The organism is Streptomyces sp. NPDC047982, assembly GCF_043204165.1.
Classification (GTDB): domain Bacteria; phylum Actinomycetota; class Actinomycetes; order Streptomycetales; family Streptomycetaceae; genus Streptomyces.
On record NZ_JBIDBS010000024.1, the window covers coordinates 73,442 to 92,646 of the forward strand.

General features: G+C 72.1%; 15 protein-coding genes. 4 read left to right on the forward strand and 11 right to left on the reverse strand.

Going from position 1 to position 19,205, the window contains the following annotated elements:
- Nucleotides 1-118: 118 nt before the first annotated feature.
- A complete protein-coding gene (locus ACGF2V_RS26235) occupies nt 119-2,191 on the forward strand; it encodes a thioredoxin domain-containing protein (RefSeq protein WP_362709567.1) in 2,073 nt (690 codons plus the stop codon).
- Between the two features lie 476 nt (nt 2,192-2,667).
- Here the strand turns inward: ACGF2V_RS26235 and ACGF2V_RS26240 are convergent, their stop codons facing one another.
- On the reverse strand, nt 2,668-3,246 hold the full coding sequence (locus tag ACGF2V_RS26240) for a TetR family transcriptional regulator (protein ID WP_362621067.1): 579 nt from the start codon (nt 3,244-3,246) through the stop codon (nt 2,668-2,670).
- A 296-nt stretch (nt 3,247-3,542) separates the two neighbouring features.
- Entirely contained in the window at nt 3,543-4,268 is a 726-nt protein-coding gene (locus ACGF2V_RS26245) for a hemolysin III family protein (RefSeq protein WP_362709570.1), read from the reverse strand.
- Nucleotides 4,269-4,476: 208 nt separating this feature from the next.
- Here ACGF2V_RS26245 and ACGF2V_RS26250 point away from each other — a divergent pair, with 208 nt between their 5' ends.
- Both ACGF2V_RS26250 and ACGF2V_RS26255 read left to right on the forward strand, forming a co-directional pair.
- Entirely contained in the window at nt 4,477-6,303 is a 1,827-nt protein-coding gene (locus ACGF2V_RS26250) for a phosphoenolpyruvate carboxykinase (GTP) (protein WP_362709574.1), read from the forward strand.
- A gap of 409 nt (nt 6,304-6,712) precedes the next feature.
- On the forward strand, nt 6,713-8,461 hold the full coding sequence (locus ACGF2V_RS26255; RefSeq protein ID WP_362709576.1) for an Ig-like domain repeat protein: 1,749 nt from the start codon (nt 6,713-6,715) through the stop codon (nt 8,459-8,461).
- A gap of 281 nt (nt 8,462-8,742) precedes the next feature.
- Here the strand turns inward: ACGF2V_RS26255 and ACGF2V_RS26260 are convergent, their stop codons facing one another.
- The 8 genes from ACGF2V_RS26260 to ACGF2V_RS26295 all read right to left on the reverse strand — a co-directional run bounded on the left by ACGF2V_RS26260 (nt 8,743) and on the right by ACGF2V_RS26295 (nt 16,132).
- Complete coding sequence (locus tag ACGF2V_RS26260) at nt 8,743-10,233, reverse strand: glycosyltransferase (RefSeq protein ID WP_362709579.1); 1,491 nt, start codon at nt 10,231-10,233, stop codon at nt 8,743-8,745.
- A gap of 235 nt (nt 10,234-10,468) precedes the next feature.
- The gene (locus ACGF2V_RS26265) at nt 10,469-10,927 is read right to left on the reverse strand and encodes a hypothetical protein (protein ID WP_362709581.1); all 459 of its coding nucleotides are present in this window, start codon (nt 10,925-10,927) and stop codon (nt 10,469-10,471) included.
- A gap of 108 nt (nt 10,928-11,035) precedes the next feature.
- Nucleotides 11,036-12,247, reverse strand: coding sequence for a pyridoxal phosphate-dependent aminotransferase (locus ACGF2V_RS26270; protein ID WP_362628427.1), 1,212 nt, complete (start codon nt 12,245-12,247; stop codon nt 11,036-11,038).
- Nucleotides 12,248-12,523: 276 nt separating this feature from the next.
- Nucleotides 12,524-13,429 (reverse strand): hypothetical protein, encoded by a 906-nt coding sequence (locus ACGF2V_RS26275; protein ID WP_362628429.1) that lies wholly within the window; start codon nt 13,427-13,429, stop codon nt 12,524-12,526.
- Nucleotides 13,426-14,103: a class F sortase gene (locus ACGF2V_RS26280; protein ID WP_362628431.1), complete on the reverse strand. Its 678-nt coding sequence runs from the start codon at nt 14,101-14,103 to the stop codon at nt 13,426-13,428. Before ACGF2V_RS26280 ends, ACGF2V_RS26275 begins: the two co-directional genes overlap by 4 nt.
- Entirely contained in the window at nt 14,103-14,786 is a 684-nt protein-coding gene (locus ACGF2V_RS26285; protein WP_362628434.1) for a hypothetical protein, read from the reverse strand. The genes ACGF2V_RS26280 and ACGF2V_RS26285 overlap by 1 nt, the downstream gene beginning before the upstream one ends.
- A 153-nt stretch (nt 14,787-14,939) precedes the next feature.
- Entirely contained in the window at nt 14,940-15,602 is a 663-nt protein-coding gene (locus ACGF2V_RS26290) for a zf-HC2 domain-containing protein (protein WP_362628437.1), read from the reverse strand.
- Nucleotides 15,599-16,132: a sigma-70 family RNA polymerase sigma factor gene (locus tag ACGF2V_RS26295; protein ID WP_362628440.1), complete on the reverse strand. Its 534-nt coding sequence runs from the start codon at nt 16,130-16,132 to the stop codon at nt 15,599-15,601. Before ACGF2V_RS26295 ends, ACGF2V_RS26290 begins: the two co-directional genes overlap by 4 nt.
- A 464-nt stretch (nt 16,133-16,596) precedes the next feature.
- On the opposite strand from ACGF2V_RS26295, the gene ACGF2V_RS26300 reads away from it, so the two are divergent.
- On the forward strand, nt 16,597-17,487 hold the full coding sequence (locus tag ACGF2V_RS26300) for a serine protease (RefSeq protein WP_362628442.1): 891 nt from the start codon (nt 16,597-16,599) through the stop codon (nt 17,485-17,487).
- A 283-nt stretch (nt 17,488-17,770) separates the two neighbouring features.
- On the opposite strand, the gene ACGF2V_RS26305 is transcribed toward ACGF2V_RS26300, so the two are convergent.
- Nucleotides 17,771-19,132, reverse strand: a complete 1,362-nt coding sequence (locus ACGF2V_RS26305) for an alanine racemase (protein WP_362709583.1) — start codon at nt 19,130-19,132, stop codon at nt 17,771-17,773.
- Nucleotides 19,133-19,205: the final 73 nt, after the last annotated feature.

The following is a 19,205-nucleotide window of genomic DNA, read 5'->3' on the forward strand; positions in this document are numbered from 1 at the left end:
GCCGGTGGACGGCCGACCGCGGGTGGCGGGTGCTGGTTGCCGGGCGGTGGGCGGTGGATCGGCTGAGCCGCCCTGTGGCGTGGGCGCGTCGTTCCGTCGCGTACGCGAGGATGGAGGCATGGCCAACCGACTCGCGCACGCCACGTCCCCGTACCTCCTCCAGCACGCGGACAACCCCGTCGACTGGTGGCCGTGGGAGCCCGCCGCCTTCGAGGAAGCGCGTCGGCGCGGTGTGCCGGTGTTCCTGAGCGTCGGGTACAGCTCCTGCCACTGGTGCCATGTCCTCGCCCACGAGAGCTTCGAGGACGAGGAGACGGCGGCCTTCATGAACGCGCACTTCGTGTCCGTGAAGGTGGACCGGGAGGAGCGCCCCGACGTCGACGCCGTCTACATGGAGGCGCTTCAGGCGGCGACCGGTCAGGGCGGTTGGCCGATGTCGGTGTTCATGACCTCCGAGGGCCGGCCGTTCTACTTCGGCACGTACTTCCCGCCCGAGCCGCGGCACGGCATGCCGTCGTTCAAGCAGGTGCTGGAGGGCGTGCGGGCGGCCTGGGCCGAGCGGCCCGACGAGGTGGTCGAGGTGGCGGGGAGGATCGCGCGGGATTTGGCGGGGCGGCAGTTGGACCTCGCACAGGCCGGACCGCCCGGCGAGGCGGAGCTCGCCCGGGCGCTGCTCGAACTCACCCGCGCCTACGACCCGGCGTCCGGGTGGTTCGGCGGAGACACGAAGTTCCCGCCGGGCATGGTCGTGGAGTTCCTGCTCCGGCACCACGCCCGGACCGAGTCCCAGGGGGCCCTCGACATGGCCGAGGGGCTGTGCCGGGCGATGGCCCGGTCGAGTCTGTTCGACCAGGTCGGGGGCGGCTTCCACCGGTACGTCCTGCGTCAGCGCCCCGGTGGCCCCCTGGTCCCGCACTTCGAGAAGATGCTGTACGACAACGCGCTGCTCTGCCGGGTGTACACGCACCTGTGGCGGGCGACGGGATCGGAGGAGGCCCGCCGGGTCGCCCTGGAGACCGCCGACTTCATGGTGCGCGAGCTGCGCACCGCCGAGGGCGGTTTCGCCTCCGCGCTCGACGCCGACAGCGTCGAGAACGCGGACGGGGCCGGCCGTCACGTCGAGGGCGCGTACTACGTGTGGACGCCCGAGCAACTGCGCGAGGTCCTCGGGGAGCCGGACGCGGCCTTCGCCGCCGCGTACTTCGACGTGACGGAGGAGGGCACTTTCGAGGAGGGAGCCTCGGTCCTCCGGGTGGCCGATGCGGAGCCCGACGCGGACGGGGACCGGATCGCCGACGTACGGGCCCGGCTGCTGGCCGCCCGTGAGGAGCGCCCCTGCCCCGGGCGGGACGACAAGGTGGTCGCGGCCTGGAACGGCCTGGCGATCGCCGCGCTCGCCGAGACGGGGGCCTGCTTCGACCGGCCGGACCTGGTCGAACGGGCCACCGAGGCGGCGGATCTGCTGGTCCGGGTCCACATGGGGGACACCGCCCGGCTAGCTCGTACCTCCAAGGACGGCCGGGTCGGCGGGTACGCCGGGGTCCTGGAGGACTACGGAGACGTGGCGGAGGGCTTCCTCGCCCTGGCCTCGGTCACCGGCGAGGGCGTCTGGCTGGAGTTCGCCGGTTTCCTGCTCGACCTCGTGCTCCAGCACTTCACCGGCGAGGGCGGGCAGTTGTACGACACGGCGGACGACGCCGAGCAACTGATCCGCCGCCCACAGGATCCCACCGACAACGCGGCCCCGGCGGGCTGGACGGCGGCGGCCGGCGCGCTCCTCTCGTACGCCGCCCACACCGGCTCGGAGGCCCATCGCGCTGCCGCCGAGGGGGCGTTGGGTGTGGTGACGACGCTCGGCCCGCGCGTGCCCCGGTTCATCGGCTGGGGGCTCGCCGTCGCCGAGGCGCTGCTCGACGGGCCGCGCGAGGTGGCGGTCGTCGGCCCGGTCGGGGGCGAACTGCACCGTACGGCACTGCTGGGACGGGCCCCCGGCGCGGTGGTGGCGGCCGGGGAGCCGGGCGGGGCCGGCGCGGCGGAGTTCCCGCTGCTGGCCGACCGGCCGATGGTGGGCGGCGCGCCGACGGCGTACGTGTGCCGGCACTTCGTGTGCGACGTTCCGACGACGGATCCGCAGGAACTGGCCCGGCGCCTGGGATCCGGCCCGTCCGGGGAGAGCAGCCGCCCGTCCTGACCCGTTCGCGGCGCACTCGCCGCCCGCCCTGAGGGGCGAGTGGCGGGCGCCGCCACCCGTGCCGAGGAGGGAGTGGCGGGCCGCCACCGGCCGGGCGCCACCGGCCGGGCGTCAGCTCGGAGCGCTGGGCGTCGGCTCGGAGCCTTGGACGCCGGTTCGGAGCGCTGGGCGTCGGCTCGGAGCGCTGGACGCCGGTTCGGAGCGCTGGGCGCTGCCTCGGAGCCTTGGACGCTGGCCCGGAACCCTAGGCGCTGCCTCGGAGCGCTGGGCGCTGGCCCGGAATCCTGGGCGCTGCCTCGGAACCCTGGACGCTGGCCGGAGGCCCCGGACGCAGGCTCGGAAGCCCAGGACGCCGGTCCGGAACCCTGGGCGCAGGCCCGAACCCGGACGCAGGCACGAGCCCTGGGACCGTGCGCCCGGAACGCGGACGCAGGCCCGAACCCCGGACGCGCGCCCGGCGCGGCGTCAGGCCCCGGCTACAGCGACAGGCCGCCCTCGAGCGCGTCCAGCCCCCGCCCGATGAGGACCGTCAGGTCGTCCTCCTGGCCGTGCTCGCCCCAGTACAGGGTCACCTCGCGCAGCACGCCCAGCACCGCCGCCACGAAGACCCGGACCGCCAGGTCGTCGGCACCGCGCCCGCTGCGGTCGGCCAGCACCCGGGCCAGCGTCCTCGCCGTGTCCGACATCGTCTCCGTCATCCGTGCCCGTACGGCGGGGACCTCCACCACCAGCCGTGTGCGCTGGCGCACCTCCTCCTCGTCGCTCACGAGGAACGCCGGCAGCGTCTCGGTCATGACGATCCGCAGGGACTCCAGCGGCGGCTCACCGGCCGGCCGGTCGCGCAACCCGGCCTCCAGGACCGGGTCGTACGCGTCGGTGAGGACGATGTCCTCCTTGGCCGCGAAGTAGCGGCACACCGTGCTCGGCGACACCTCGGCCGCCTCCGCGATCTGCTCGATCGTCGTCGCCTCGTACCCCTGCTCGGCGATCAGCCGGTACGCCGCCCGGCGGATCGCCATCCGGGTCTTGAGCTTCTTCCGCTCGCGCAGCCCCATCTGCGACGGAAACGGAACCCCGGGCACGGAGGGCGGAACTCCGGATGCGGAGGGTGGCGCCCCCGAAACGGACACGGAAGGGGTACGGGAGGTGACGGCCATGGGCGTCATTGTGGGTCATCGACGCCTTCCGGGCCATGGACGCCCAGTGGCCGCGGCTCGGGAGCCACGGCCACTGGGCGGAGACTGCGCGAAACGGAAGGCGTCGGCGCGCGAGAACGGGGGACGGGGAGGCGGGGAAGACGGCGAGGACGGGAGGACGGGGAGGACGGCGAGGCGCGGGGCGCGGAGGCGGCTCAGGCGTGGTTGTAGGCCACCAGCGAGATGCCGACGTAGTGCACGATGAAGGCCGCCAGGGTCAGCGAGTGGAAGACCTCGTGGAAGCCGAACCAGCGTGGGGACGGGTTCGGCCGCTTGATGCCGTAGATGACGCCGCCGGCGCTGTAGAGCAGCCCGCCGACGACGATCAGTACCAGCACCGCGATCCCGCCGGTGCGCAGGAAGTCCGGCAGGAAGAACACCGAGGCCCAGCCCATGGCTATGTAGCACGGCGTGTAGAGCCAGCGCGGGGCGCCGACCCAGAACACCCGGAAGGCGATGCCCGCCGCCGCCGCCGCCCACACCGCCCACAGCAGCGGCCGCGCGGTCGACTCGGGCAGCAGGAGCAGGGTCAGCGGGGTGTAGGTGCCCGCGATGATCAGGAAGATGTTGGCGTGGTCGAGGCGGCGGAGCACCGCCTCGCCGCGCGGGCCCCAGGTGCCGCGGTGGTAGAGCGCGCTCACCCCGAACAGCAGGCACGCGGTCAGGGCGTACACGGCACAGGCCATGCGGCCCCGGGCGCTGTCGGTCAGCGCGATCAGCGCGATCCCCGCGACGATCACGGCGGGGAACATCCCGGCGTGCAGCCAGCCGCGCAGCCGTGGCTTCAGCGGGACGGTCGGTGCGGTCGGGACAGTCGAAACGGTGTCGGGAGCGGCTGTGTCCGGGCCGGCCGGCTCGGGCGCGGCTGTGGCGGCAGTCATTCCCGCATCGTACCTACGGGACCGTAGGTACTGGACAGAAGTGGCCATGCTCACGTGTGCGGCCCTCTGGACATATGGGCGCAAGGGTCGGATGATCAAATGAGTGCGGTCGACACCGGATGAGCGCCAACGGATTCGCAGGGGACGAAGCGTCCGGGTCGCAGCCCCCACGGGGCCGAACAGCAAACACCCTCGACAAGGAGCGATCGTGGCGCGCGACATCGCGGCTCCCTCCACTGCCCCCACCAACCACCAGGCCCTCATCGCCTGGGTGAACGAGACCGCTGCCCTCACCGAGCCGGACCGGGTCGTCTGGTGCGACGGCTCCGAGGCCGAGTACGAGCGCCTGTGCGGGGAACTCGTGGCCAAGGGGACGTTCAAGAAGCTCGACGAGACCAAGCGCCCGAACTCGTACTACGCCGCCTCCGACCCCAGCGACGTCGCCCGTGTCGAGGACCGTACGTTCATCTGCTCCGAGAAGGAGGAGGACGCCGGTCCCACGAACCACTGGAAGGCCCCCGCCGAGATGCGGGAGATCTTCACGGGTGAGAACGGTGTCTTCCGCGGCTCCATGCGCGGACGCACGATGTACGTCGTGCCCTTCTGCATGGGCCCCGTCGGCTCCCCGCTCTCCGCGATCGGTGTCGAGATCACCGACTCCGCGTACGTCGCCGTCTCCATGCGCACCATGACGCGCATGGGGCAGGCCGTCCTCGACGAACTGGGCACCGACGGCTTCTTCGTCAAGGCCGTCCACAGCGTGGGCGCGCCCCTGGAGGAGGGCCAGGAGGACGTCCCCTGGCCGTGCAACACCACCAAGTACATCTCGCACTTCCCCGAGGACCGCGAGATCTGGTCGTACGGCTCCGGCTACGGCGGCAACGCCCTGCTCGGCAAGAAGTGCTACGCGCTGCGCATCGCCTCCGTCATGGCGCGTGACGAGGGCTGGCTCGCCGAGCACATGCTGATCCTCAAGCTCACCCCGCCGCAGGGCGAGGCGAAATACGTCGCCGCCGCGTTCCCGTCCGCCTGCGGCAAGACCAACCTCGCCATGCTGGAGCCGACCGTTCCCGGCTGGACCGTCGAGACCATCGGTGACGACATCGCCTGGATGCGCTTCGGCGAGGACGGCCGCCTCTACGCCATCAACCCCGAGGCGGGCTTCTTCGGCGTCGCGCCCGGCACCGGCGAGCACACCAACGCCAACGCCATGAAGACCATGTGGGGCAACTCCGTCTTCACCAACGTCGCGCTCACCGACGACGGCGACGTCTGGTGGGAGGGCATGACGGAGACCGCTCCAGCCCACCTCACCGACTGGCGGGGCAACGACTGGACGCCCGCGTCCGACACCCCGGCCGCCCACCCCAACGCCCGCTTCACCGTCCCGGCCGGCCAGTGCCCGATCATCGCGCCCGAGTGGGAGGACCCGAAGGGCGTGCCGATCTCCGCCATCCTCTTCGGTGGACGCCGCGCCTCGGCCGTGCCGCTGGTCACCGAGTCCTTCACCTGGCAGCACGGCGTCTTCCTCGGCGCCAACGTGGCCTCCGAGAAGACCGCCGCCGCCGAGGGCAAGGTCGGCGAGCTGCGCCGCGACCCGTTCGCCATGCTGCCGTTCTGCGGCTACAACATGGGCGACTACATGGCCCACTGGCTGAAGGTCGGCGCGGACAAGCCGGACCAGTCGAAGCTCCCGAAGATCTACTACGTGAACTGGTTCCGCAAGAACGACGCGGGCAAGTTCGTGTGGCCCGGCTTCGGCGAGAACAGCCGCGTCCTGAAGTGGATCGTCGAGCGCCTGGAGGGCAGGGCCGAGGGCGTCGAGACGCCGATCGGCATCCTGCCCACCAAGGACGCCCTGGACACCGAGGGCCTGGATCTCTCCGACGCCGACCTGGACTTCCTGCTCACGGTCGACAAGGACGTCTGGCGCGAGGAGGCGGCCCTGATCCCCGAGCACCTCAACACCTTCGGCGACCATGCCCCGAAGGGGCTGTGGGACGAGTACCGCGCCCTGGTCCAGCGCCTGGGCTGACACCACACGGGGTGCGCCCCGCCCGGGCGCGCCCCCGCACGCCCCGTGGCCGGGTCTTCGAACATCCGCCCTGACCTGTGGGGTCGACGGCCCGCCGCGGATCGGTCCCCGGAACCCCCTCACGGTTCCGGGGACCGCCCTTGCCCGCCCGTCACCCCCGTACAACGGCGTACGGGGGTAACGGGTGTACGGGCCCGTGCCCACGGCTGAGTACGGGCGCGCGGCGGCGTACGGGCGGGTGCGTCAGTGTGCGGGCGGGTGGGGGCTGCCCTTCCGGCGCCCGTTTTCGTGCGGAACATCCGTACCACGCCACTTACTTGCGCACAGGACCTCCACAACGCTTCGATGTTCCTTTACCTCGCCTCCGGTCATGTCGGCCGGAGGCCGAACGGGCTTGTGGGGGACTCGGTTGAACAAGATCCGGCACCATGGACGCATCGCGGCGACGCTGGCCGTGCTGACACTCACCACCGCGGGGCTCAGCGCCCTCACCCCGCCCACCGCCGCCCGCGCGGCCGACGGCCCGGTCGCCGGTGACACCGTGGCCAAGCTGCCGATCTCCTCGTACTCGGCCATGGTCGTCGACTCGGTGAACGAGCGGGTGTACATCACGGACGACCGACGGGACCGTACGGCCAACCAGGTCCACGTCTACAACTTCCAGGGCCAGAAGGTGGGTTCGCTGCCCACCGGCAGCGCGCCGTCCGGCATGGCCCTGAGCACGGACAGCAGCAGGCTCTACGTCTCGCAGTCCTCGGGAATCCTTGTGTTCGACACCGTGACGCAGCAGCGCACCGGCTTCACGTTCACCTGGACCGACGTGGGCTGCCCGCGCGATCTCGGGTTCGCGGGCGGCAAGGAATGGCACACCGAGACGCCGTACTACACCGGCTGCGACACGAACCGGACCTGGCTGCACGGCACGACGGGCACCCAGTACGTCGACACCGGGTGGAACGCCACGGGCAGGCTGCGGCTGGCGAGCGGCCCCGAGGCACCCGACCGCCTGGTCATGGCCCAGACCGCCCATGCCGGGGAGCCGAACCCGTTCCTCACCACGTTCGACGCGAGCGGCGACACGCTCGTACGCGGCCCGGAACGCCGGTTCGCGGACGCCGAGGGCCGGGGCGCGCTCGACGTGAAGGACATCGCCCAGTCCGCCGACGGCCGTCGCATCGCCGTCGCCGACGCCGCCCACCGCCAGGGCACCCGGCTCCTGGACGCCGCCGACCTGTCCGACGCGCCCACCGCGTACCAGCCGCTGCCCGAAGGGGCCACGTCGTCCGCGGTCGCCTTCGGCGGTGACGGGAAGTACGTCGCGCGGGGCGCCGCCGCGACCGGATCCACGCCCGACCTGCTGGTGCAGCCCGCCGACCCGGCGGACGGCACCGCCCCGCTGGAGTTCGCCTTCGAGGGGGCGCTCGACGGGGACCGGATCGCGCCGCGCGGGCTCGGCTGGTCGAAGGACGGCGCACGGCTTTTCGCCGTCACCACCAACGTGTCCGGCAACGAGTACTGGCTGCATGTCATCCAGCCGCCCGCCGCCCAGTACGACTCCCGCTTCACCGGCACCCTCTCCACCACCCCGGGGCAGCCCGTCGTCGGTGAACCCCTCGGCATCCGGGGCCGGTTGGAGCTGGACGGGCCCGCGCCCGCCGAGCCGGTCAGGGTCTCGGCCGTACGGCACGACGCGAACGGCGACCGCCGGCTCGCCACCGTCGAGGCCGAGGCCGACGGCTCGTTCACCGTTCTCGACGTCCCGTCACTCGTGGGCGACGCGACCTACACGGTCTCCTTCACCGGCGACGTCACCCACCGTCCGGCCGAGGACATCACCCTTTCCGTCACGGTCGCCAAGGCCCCGACCGCCATCACGCTCACGGCCCCCGCGGAGGCGGTCAAGAGCGAGGGCCTGACGATCACCGGCAGGCTCACCGGCCAGGGGCGCGCGCTCCCCACCGGCATCGCCCTCACCGTGCAGCGCACCGACCGGAAGGGCACCGGCACGCTCACGTCCGCACCCGTCGCCCCCGACGGAACCTTCACGATCAACGACCTGCCCCGGACCGCCGGAGAGGTGACGTACGAGGTCGGGTACGCGGGCGACGACCTGCACACCGCCTCGACGGCGTCGGCGACGGTTCGCGTGCGCAACTGACGCGGGCCGGACCGACCCCGGTCGACGCCGTGTCGCGACCGGACCGTACTGCGCGTACGGCGGGGGGGGGGGGGGGGGGGGGGGGCGGCGGCGCCGCCCCCCGCCGCCCCCCCCCCCGGGAGGGGGCGCGGCGGCGCGGGGCCCGGGGGGGGGGCCGCCCCCGCGGGGGGGGCCCGCGGCCCCCCGGGGGGGGGGGGCCCGCCGCGGCGGGGGGGGGGGGGGGGGGGGCGCGCCCCCCCCCCCCCCCCCCCCCCCCCCGCCGGATACGGACCGCACATGGATCAGCGTCGGCGCAGCCGCCGGCGGACCTTTCGCGCGACCGCGCGAAAGTCCACGGCGACCAGCACCACACGTCCGTCCGGCCGCCGGCCCAGCCGCGCCGCCATCGGGCGGACCCCGCGCGCGTACAGCCGCACGGCGCGTGCCCGGCCCGGGAGGGGCCGGTGCTTCCCGCCCTCGCCGGGTGCCGGGACCACCAGTGGCACGTCGTGGCTGTTGCGGCCGTCGCCCGCCGTCACGCGCAGCAGGAGATCCCACCGGCCAGGGCGGTGCGCGTACCGGTGGAGGCCGTGCAGGTCCAGGACGACGCGGGCGGTCAGCGGCGCGTCGGTGGCCGTGGCCCTCCCGGCCGGGACCAGCACCTCGTAGCCGTCGGCGTGGCGCAGCAGGACGCCGTGCCGCACCCGCCGCACACCGGTTCCGCGATAGTGCGAACTGCGCACCAGCAGGGCAGTCCGCCGTCCGCCGTCGAGCCACTCCAGGGCGCCGGGGCCGGGTTCGAGTTCGGCCCAGGCGAGGCTGTCGTGGCGGGAGAGGGAGATCAGTTCGTCGGTCCGCCCGCCCTCGCGCAGCAGTCGGGCGCGCAGCCGGACGAGCGGCGAGAAGCCGGTCATGACCTCCGGCGGAATGAACTCGCGCAGCACCTCGCCCGCGATGCGGGCGTACGACTCCTGGCGCTCGGCGGAGTGCCAACGGTGGTAGTTCGGACCGAACTTCGCCATCAGTTCCACCTTGGCGAACCGTACGAGCAGTTCGTTGCGCCGCTCGCCGGGCTCGGTCAGGCCCACGATCGAGCGCAGGGCCGCGCGCACCGCCGAGTAGAACGAGGCGGCCGGCGGCTGCTGCTTCGTCAGATGCGCGAACCCCTCGCGGTCGACGAGGTAGTAGCAGTCGTAGTCGGCGACCACCGAGATCGCTCGGGCCCGCAGATACGCCGGGACGATGAACGGCTGTTCCTCCGCCAGCCGCACCCCTTCGGCGAAGCGCAGAGCGTGTTCGACCACGAGCGAACGCCTGAAGAGCTTGTGCGGGGTCAGGCTGAACATCGCCCTGGTCGACCACACGTCCCCCCGCTCGACCGTCGCGGCGAACGGCTCGGTCGGGGCGCCGCGGCCGACACCGCGTATCCGGCCCAGCACCACGTCCGAGTCGTTGCGCTCGGCGATCTCCACCATCCGCCGCAGCGCGTCCGGTCCCAGGTGGTCGTCCGGATCGGCGAAGAACAGGAACTCGCCCCTCGCCATGTCCACGCCCCGGTTGCGCGGCCCCCCGGGTGCCCCGGAATTGCTCTGGTGCACGACCCTGATGTTGGGGTGGCGCCGGGCCCACCCGTCCAGTACCGCACCGCTGTCGTCCGTGGAACCGTCGTTCACGGCCACGACCTCGACGCGCTCGAAACCCAGGCTCTGCCGCGCGATCGACTCCAGGCATGCGTCCAGGAAATCGGCGGCGTTGTAGACCGGGATGATCACGGTGACCGCTACGTCACTCATGTCGACCTCTCCGCAGTTGCTCCCACGCTCCGGACGGGCGTGACACCGTCCAGACCGTCGGGTGCACGGGGAGGGTTGCCTGATGCGGAGAGCGCGTCACAACCATGACACGCGCGACATCCGTGCGTCCGCGGCCATTCACCAGGACGTTCAAGAAAAGCGGCGAAAGGGGTATTTCGGTGAGGGGTGGATGACGCCCGGTCCGCGTGCCTCGGCGGCCCGCGGGCCGGGGTCGTCAGAGGGCGCAGACCAGTCGTCCCGGGGCGGCGCTCGCGGCGGTCGCGGTGGATGGGGTCGTCGAGGGCGAGCTCGCCGTGGGCTTCGTGGCGGTGGTCATCGCCGCCGCGTGGGCGTCCATGCGCTCGGCCGCGAGGATCGCGGCGACCGTGTCGGCGCGGGATGCCGCCACCACCAGCGCCCGGCCCGCGAGGGCGTGTGCGCGGCGATGGAGCGCGAGCGCGGGCGCGTCGCTCCGGCCGGTGTGCCGGGTCGGCATGGCGCCGCGCAGCCGGGCGACCTGTTCGGCGACGCGGTCGCCCGCCGCGCCCAGCCCCAGCTCGTCGGTGACCGTGAGCAGCGCGGCCAGGTGTCCGGCGAGCTGAATGTCCAGCTCCTCCTCGCGGGAGCGGTGCGGAAAGTCGTCGGCGCGGTCGGCCGGTGTGTGGACCGATTTGGCGCGGATCGGTTCGTACATGGATGGCCTCCTGGTGTTGCTGTGGAACCATCCTATGTTAGATCCAGTCTAAAGTTGTCTGCAATCGATCCGCGGGTGGCGTCCCGCCGCCCCTGTCCTCCGGCCGGTCTAAGGCTGGCCGTATCCGTCCAGGAAGTGCGCGATCCTGGTCACCGCGTCCGTCAGGTCCTCGACCGCGGGCAGCGTCACGATGCGGAAGTGATCGGGCTCCGGCCAGTTGAACCCGGTGCCGTGCACGACCATGATCTTCTCGGCCCGCAGCAGATCGAGGACCATCTGCCGGTCGTCCTTGACCTTGTAGACCTTCGGGTCGAGCCGCGGAAAGAGATACAGCGCCCCCTTCGGCTTCACACAGGTCACGCCCGGAATCTGCGTCAGCAGGTCGTACGCGACATCCCGCTGCTCCAGGATCCGCCCGCCCGGCAGCACCAGATCGTCGATCGACTGCCGCCCGCCGAGCGCGGTGGCCACGGCGTGCTGCGACGGCATATTGGCGCAGAGCCGCATGTTGGCGAGGATCGTCAGCCCCTCGATGTACGAGGCGGCGTGCGCCTTCGGACCGCAGACCGCCAGCCAGCCGGACCGGTATCCGGCCACCCGGTAGTTCTTGGAGAGCCCGTTGAAGGTGAGCACCATCAGGTCGGGCGCGATCGTCGCGGTCGGGGTGTGGGTCGCTCCGTCGTACAGGATCCGGTCGTAGATCTCGTCGGAGCAGACGACCAGATGGTGGCGCCGGGCGATCTCCGTCAGCCCGCGCAGCACCTCGTCGTCGTAGACCGCGCCCGTCGGATTGTTCGGGTTGATGACCACGATGGCCTTGGTGCGGTCGGTGATCTTCCGCTCGATGTCGGCGAGGTCGGGCATCCAGTCGGCCTGCTCGTCGCACCGGTAGTGCACGGCCGTACCGCCGGCCAACGACACCGAGGCGGTCCACAGCGGATAGTCCGGCGCCGGTACGAGGACCTCGTCGCCGTCGTCGAGCAGCGCCTGCATCGACATCTGGATCAGCTCGGAGACGCCGTTGCCCAGGTAGATGTCCTCGACGTCGAGATCGATCCCCTTGGTCTGGTAGTGCTGCATCACCGCCCGGCGCGCGGACAGCAGCCCCTTCGCGTCGCCGTAGCCGTGCGCCCCGGAGAGGTTGCGCAGTATGTCTTCGAGGATCTCGGGCGGGCACTCGAAGCCGAACGCGGCAGGGTTGCCGGTGTTCAGCTTGAGGATGCGGTGACCGGCTGTTTCCAGCCGCATCGCCTCTTCGAGCACGGGGCCGCGGATTTCGTAACACACGTTGGCGAGCTTCGTGGACTGGATGACCTGCATGTCAGGGAGCTTACGACCGCGTTTCGCGGCCTGCCGGGACATCGTGCTCCGGTTGCCCCACTCGGGTAGCCCGGCCGCGCGACCCGGCTTCCATAACCATGCGTGCACCACCCCCCGGCCGTGGGAACGCCGGTCGGGACGGCGGCGGGGCTTGGAATGGGCCGGAACGGGGGCGTGACGACGCGGACGGGTGAGATGCGCCACGCGAGCGGAGAGTGACGCGATGCGTGGGGCGGACCGGGCCGGGGAGCCGGTCCGCCCCACGTCGTCACCGCGTCAGCGATTGATCTCGACGAACCGTGTGCCGTCGTTGTTCTGAGGATTGGCATCGGTCGAGCCGGCCGGCTGGATGCTGTATCGCACGGCCTCCGGAATGCCGGTGGCTTCCTTGGGGACCTTGAGCTTGAAAGTGAAGGTGGCCCGTGCCGGGATGTCCCCGAGAGCGCAGGTGACGGTTCCGTCCTTGGCGGGCATGGCGCACTCCTTGGGCCGCCCGTGCAGCGAGTATCCCGGGAAGGGCTCCAGTCGGATCGTCCCCTTGGCGGGCTGCGAGCCCTGATTGCCGTAGTCGAAGTCGTAGGTGACCACTCCATCGCCATCCGGCTTCGAGGCACGGGGCGGCGGGAACATGAACAGGTCCACGTCGGCCTCACCTTCCACGGCCCTGGTGGCTCCGACGCTGTCGCCCGAGGCGGAACCGCCGGCCGCGCCCTTCTCGACGAGCTCGACGCGCAGCACGGGCTTCGAGGCGTCCCATGCGTCGTCGGGTGCCTGCAGACGAGCCTTGGTCTTACCGGACTTGGGCAGGTCGTCGTAGGTGATGCTCACCGTCGAGGGGTTGACGCGCGTGCCCCTGCTGGCGACGGCAGCCCAGGTGAATCCGTTCTCCGCGGTCATCCTCAGCTCGGCCCCCGCCGCCGGGCGCTCGCCCTTCCAGCCGAAGGTCACGGGAACGGCCAGGCGGCCCCCGCGCGGTACGTTCAACGAGTCCGCGGTCTGCGCGAACAGGCCCGTGCGGGTACTGGTCGAGGCGGAGGCGGAGGCAGCGCCCGGCGCGGCCTTCGCGGAGGAGCCGTCGGGCGACGAGCACGCGCCGACCAGCAGGGCGACGGAGGCCAGTGCGGCGGCGCGGGCGCAGCGGGCGGCGTGGGTGCGGGACGGGCGTGTGTGCTGGGCAGTCATGTGGTTCGGGTCAACTCCGCGTAGACGATGATGTTGTCGGGCCTGTGGCCGTCGGCGAGGGAGCCGCCGCAGGTGACGACGCGCAGGGCGGCTGTGCGGGTGTCGCCGTAGACCCGCTCGGTGGGAAAGCGGTCCTTGGGGACCTGTTCCAGCTCCCGGACGGTGAACTCGGCTCGCGTGCCGTCCGCCCGGTCGACCAGGATCGTGTCCCCGGGGCGGGTACGCGAGATGTCGTGCAGCACTGCGGGGCCCTCGACGGTGTCGAAGTGGCCGATGAGCACGGCCGGCCCACGTTCCCCCGGAGTGACCGCTCCGGTGTACCAGCCCATGCGGTCCGCCTGGGCGACGGAGGGCACCTGTACGCTCCCGTCGCCGCGCAGGCCGAGAGGCAGCAGCGGCCCCGTGTCCACGCCCGCGGCCGCCATGCGGACCCGGACCGGCTCGGACCGGGCCAGGGGAGGCACGGCAGCGGGCGTGGTCGTCGAGGGGGAGGTGTCCTGCCGGGAGGCCGCCACCGGGATGTGCGCGCCCGTGTCGTCGGCCGGGGAGCCCAGGCCGCCGTACACGGCGATGCCGACCCCGAGGGCGAGCGAGCCCACCCCGGTCACGGCGCCGCCGGGGCGGCGCGGACGCGAGCCCGCGACGCCCCGGCGGCACGCGTGCCTGCCGGTCATCAGGCGGCGGAGCCGCGGCGCCGCTTGATGACGGTGTAGCCGAGGGCCGCGGCGCCGAGGGCGGCGACACCGCCGCCCACGGCGATGAGGGTGGTGTTGTCGTCCGTGACACCCTCGGCACCGGCGTCGACGCCACCCTTGGGCTTGTCGGCGGTCTGACCAGCCCCCTTGTCCTTGCCGGCGTCGGAGCCCGTACCACCGGCGGAAGCCTTGACGGCGAGACGCTTGCCGTCGGCGCCGACGAGGTACCAGGTGGTCCCGGCACCGCCCGGGGCGAGGCCGTGCCCCCTGGCATCGCCGGCCGCGGCGTCCTTGGAGAAGTAGTACAGCGGCTGGTCGTTGATGGTGAGCTGCTGCTTGCCCTTGGTCGGGGTCTGGACGGAGTCGATGTGCCCGAGCTTGCCGGTCACAGCGCTGTCCGCCTCCTGCTTGTCGTCCGCGAGTGCGGCAGGCCAGGCGGTCACGCACTTCTCGTCGGCGCAGGCGGAGGTGCCCGCGGAGTCCTTCTCCCAGACGTAGAGGGCGTTGCCGTCCGAGTCGGCGAGCGCCTTGCCGTACGGGGTGTCGATCAGTTTGAGTTCGCCGGTCACGGTGGACTCGGTGAGCGCGAGCGCGCTGGGGGCGCCGAGGCCGACGAGAAGGAAGGCGGCGGCCGTCGTGGTCGCGAGGCGCTTGCTGGTCATGCTGTCGCTCCTGTTGGTGTCGTGCTGCGATGCGAGGGTCGGCAGGTCCGGGTTCGAACTGCCGTACCGGAAGGGGAAGACGAAGCGGGGCCGTGGCCCCTGATGCCCGTCGCGGCGTCAGTGCCGTAAGGGCCCCTAGCGCCGGGAGTGGCACTAGGCGTGAAGCCGTGTCAGGTCTTTTTGCCGGGAGTCGAGAATGCTGATGCGGACGATGTCCTGCGCCCTGATGCCCGTGGCGCCGGTGACGCTGACCTTGCCGTTGTCGGGGCTGACCCAGACCGCCGCCACTTCCTTGCGGCCGTCGCGGTTCTCGGTCACGAGCGTCACGCGCTCGCGCGGTGGAAGGTCGCGCAAAGTGAGGCGTACCTCGGTGCCCCAGGGCCGGGAAGCCAGCTCGGCGCTGCCGGTGACCTGGCCGGGGGCTCCGCCGAGGGGCATGTCGCGTACGGCGGCGGCCTGCGGCGGCGCGGCGTCACCGGACGTGGCGGCGCCGAGAGCGAAGCCGACCCCTGCTGCGCAGGCGGCCAGGGCGAACCCGGCCACGGCCAGCCGCCATCTCATCGGCCGTGCCGGCGACGGCATGGTCTCGACGCGGCCTGGAGGCGCCGGTGGGGCGCCTGTGGCCAGGGCGTCGGGGACGTCGAGCAGCGCGTCGCACTCGCGGATGCACTCGTCGCAGGCCAGCAGGTGGGCATCGACGCGGGCCCGGTCGCCGGTGCTGAGCCCGCCCAGTACGTACGCCCCCAGCCAGCCGCTGACCTGGGCGTGTTCGGACGACGAACGGAGCTGCGGGTCATCCGGGTCGGACGCGCTCATGGCACCAGCCCCTGGTCCTGGAGGGCGGCACGCAGGGCACGGGCGCCGTAGTAGGCACGGGACTTGACGGTCCCCTCCGGGATGCCGATGCGCTCGGCGGTCTCTGCCACGGTGCGTCCGTGGTAGTAAAGCTCCACTACTACCTCTCGATGGGGTGGGGTGAGCCGGTCGAGCGCCGCGCGCACGAGCCAGATGTCCGCGAGCCGGTCGGTCTCCGGGGTCGGCAGGCTCGTCGCGTCGCTGAGGGCGACCAGTTCGTCGTGACCTCGGGTCAGCGCGGGCCGTCGGCTCTCGGCCCGGTGGTGGTCGACGAGCACGCTGCGCGCGATGGTGAACAGCCAGGACCGGACCTGGGCCTGCGTGTACGGACCGTCGGCTGCGGGGACCCCCGAGCGCCAAGCCCGCAGGAAGGTCTCCTGGAACATGTCCTCGGCCTGGTGCCTGTCCCGCCACCGGGAATTGAGGTACGCGCGTACCGCAGGGCCGAACTCCGACTGGAGCCCGTCGAGGCTGCGGATCGCCTCGGTCAACGGGGTACCACAGCGGCTGCTGTCTGCTGGCGGTGTGGGTTCCTTCGCATGTCGACTCCCGGGTCACGGCATTTACCTTGCTCAGCACCTGGAACGGTGGGCCCGGGCGCCTGGTTCAACCGGGGGCGGATTTCTTCGAGCCCCCTTGTGACCTCGAGTTTCGCCGTTCTCGCAGACCTTCGGACGAGGGTGCGGGTGTGGCCGGGTTCGCCGTGACGCGGGCCCTTGCGCCACCGCGTGGCAGGGAACAGCGGAACCCGGGGGACAAGGTCTGATGCCGGCGACCGGTGGCGCCGGGAGCGTCGGATCCGGGTGCTCGAGGCCGGGTGGTACGGGCCGGGCGGCTTGAAACCGCCCCTTGTGGGGGCCCCTTGCGTGCGTCAACATGTGCATGTCAATGCCGAAGGAACTTCGGTCGCAAGGGCCGCCGGGGCCCTGCACACGTCACTGGAGGGGACCCCCACATGAAGAAGCCTCTCGTCGGTGCGCTCTTCGCCGTTCTGCTCCTCGGTTCGGGGACCGCACCCGCCGTCGCGGCCACCGGCCAGGAAACGGCGACGGCCGGCAAGGCGGCGGTCGGCGCAGCCGCGGCCGACGCGGTCCAGGCGAAGGCCACGCCCCAGGCGGTCAACTTCGCCGGGACCGTGGCGCTCAGCAACTGTTCCGGCTCCGTCGTCCGCACGCCCGACTCCCAGCCCTCCGACCCCGCGCTGGTGCTCTCCAACGGGCACTGCATGGAGACGGGCTTCCCGGCTCCCGGTCAGGTGGTGTTCAACCGGTCGTCCAGCCGTGGCTTCACGCTGCTGAACGCCTCCGGCAGCGGCGTCGCCACGCTGCGGGCCAGCAAGATCGCGTACGGGACGATGACGGACACCGACGTCTCGGTGTACCAACTCACCAGCACCTACGCGCAGATCGAGAACAACTACGGCATCAAGGCGCTGGAGCTCAACGCCGCGCACCCCGTCCAGGGCACCGCGATCACGGTCGTCTCCGGCTACTGGAAGCGCACGTACTCCTGCAACGTGGACGGATTCGTCCACCGGCTCAAGGAAGGGCAGTGGACCTGGAAGGACTCGGTCCGCTACACCTCCGCCTGTCAGACGATCGGCGGCACGTCCGGTTCCCCAGTGATCGACAACGCCACCGGCAAGGTCGTCGCGGTCAACAACACCGGCAACGAGGACGGCGAGCGTTGCACGGACAACAATCCGTGCGAGGTGGACGAGAGCGGCAACGTGACCGTGCGCCAGGGAATCAACTACGCCCAGCAGACCTACGGCATCGTGCCGTGCATCGGCCCGGGCAACAAGTTCGACCTCAGCCGGCCGGGATGCGCCCTGCCCAAGCCGTGAATCGGTGAATCCCTCCGTCGCCGTGGCCACCCGCCCCGACCGGGCGGCCACGGCGACGCCGCGCGTCGGGGCCCGGGGCGGGCGGGCTCAGGGCGCGCCCGCGTGCCGGTGCCGTCGATGACGTGCGCGGCGCGGATGACCAGGCCCGGGGGATCGCTTGCCCGGGGTTCTCTGTGTTCTCTCTGTGTTCTCTGTGGTCCTGTCGCCGGGCGGTGGTTCTGCCGCCGGATCGGTGGAGCTGTCCGTCGCCCGATCCCCGCACGATCGGGGATCGGGCGGGGGATCAGAAGAACGTGCGGATGTAGTCGGTGACCGTGCCGTCCGCCTCGACCAGCGGAATCAGCTGCCACTTGTCGAAGACGGTGCACGGATGCGACAGGCCCATGCCGACCCAGTCGCCGACCTCCAGCCCGGCACCGGGCTCGGTGCGCAGCCAGGTGTGCTGGTCGGAGAGCCCGCTGACCGTGATGCCCGTCGCGGGCCGGATCGTGCCGTCGCGCCCGGAGCGTACGACCTGGGCCTGCGGCAGGTCGAGGTCGTACGCCGCGTCCCGCTTGCCCGCGTTGAGGAACGCCTGCTCGGGGGAGGGCCGGGAGACGACCTGCGCCCAGAGCCGGAAGGCGGGCCGCAGGGCCCCTTCCTCGGGGACCCGGTTGAACGGGGTGAGGTGGCGGTAGTGGCCGTCGTCGTGCGAGACGTACGCTCCCGAGCGCAGCAGCTTCAACACCGGACGGGAGAGTTCCGGGATGTCCGCGAACACGTCCGCCACCGCGTCGAACCACGCACTGCCGCCCGCGCTGATCACGATGCCCTCGTCGGCCGCCGGGGCCGTTGCCATGTCCGCCGCCGGTGCCGTGCCCGCCGCCGTCGGCGCGGCTTCTCCCGCGGCCCTCCCGGGCGGTGCGAACCGGCCGTCCCGGTCGAAGGCGACGGCCAGCGCGACGAGCCGCCGCAGCCACGCGCGGACCCGTTCGCCCGACGCGTCCGGCACCTCGGCCTCGTACCCGGCTACGCCCACCAGCCGCAGCGTCCCGGTCGCGGCCACCGCGTCGGCGACCGCCACGCAGTCCGCCTCGGTGCGTGCGCCGGTGCGCGCGCCCTCGCCCGCGCCCAGCTCCACGACGACGTCCACGGGGCGGGAGGCGCCCGCCGCCCGCAACGCCTCGTCCATCAGCTCCACGCCGCGCACCGAGTCGACGTAGCAGATGAAACGGAACTCCGGGTCACGGTCCAGCTCACCGGCGAGCCAGCGCAGGGCCACGGCGTCGACGAGTTCGTTGGCGAGGAAGATCCGCCGGAACCCGTACGCCCGGTAGACCCGCGCCTGGTGCGGCACGGCCGCCGTGATGCCCCAGGCGCCGTGCTCCAGTTGGCGGGCGAAGAGCTGCGGGGACATGGACGTCTTGCCGTGCGGGGCGAAGGCCATCCCGTGGCGCTCCGCGTACGACTCCAGCAGCGCGAGGTTGTGCTCGACCGACTCGGCGGACAGGGCGAGCACCGGGGTGGTGAAGCCGCCCGTGAAGAGATCGCGCCGTTCGGCTGCGAGGGCACCGACGGTCAGGCCATCGGCGTCGGGCGGGAGTGCCTTGAAGCGGTGGTCGATCAGCTCGTCGGCGAGTCCGGCCACGGGGCGGTCGGGGGCCAAGGGTGCCTCCTCGGTCGAAGCGGTCGTCACAGTAGAGGCTGCCGTTGCGTCATGCGCAACGTTCGTTGCGTAT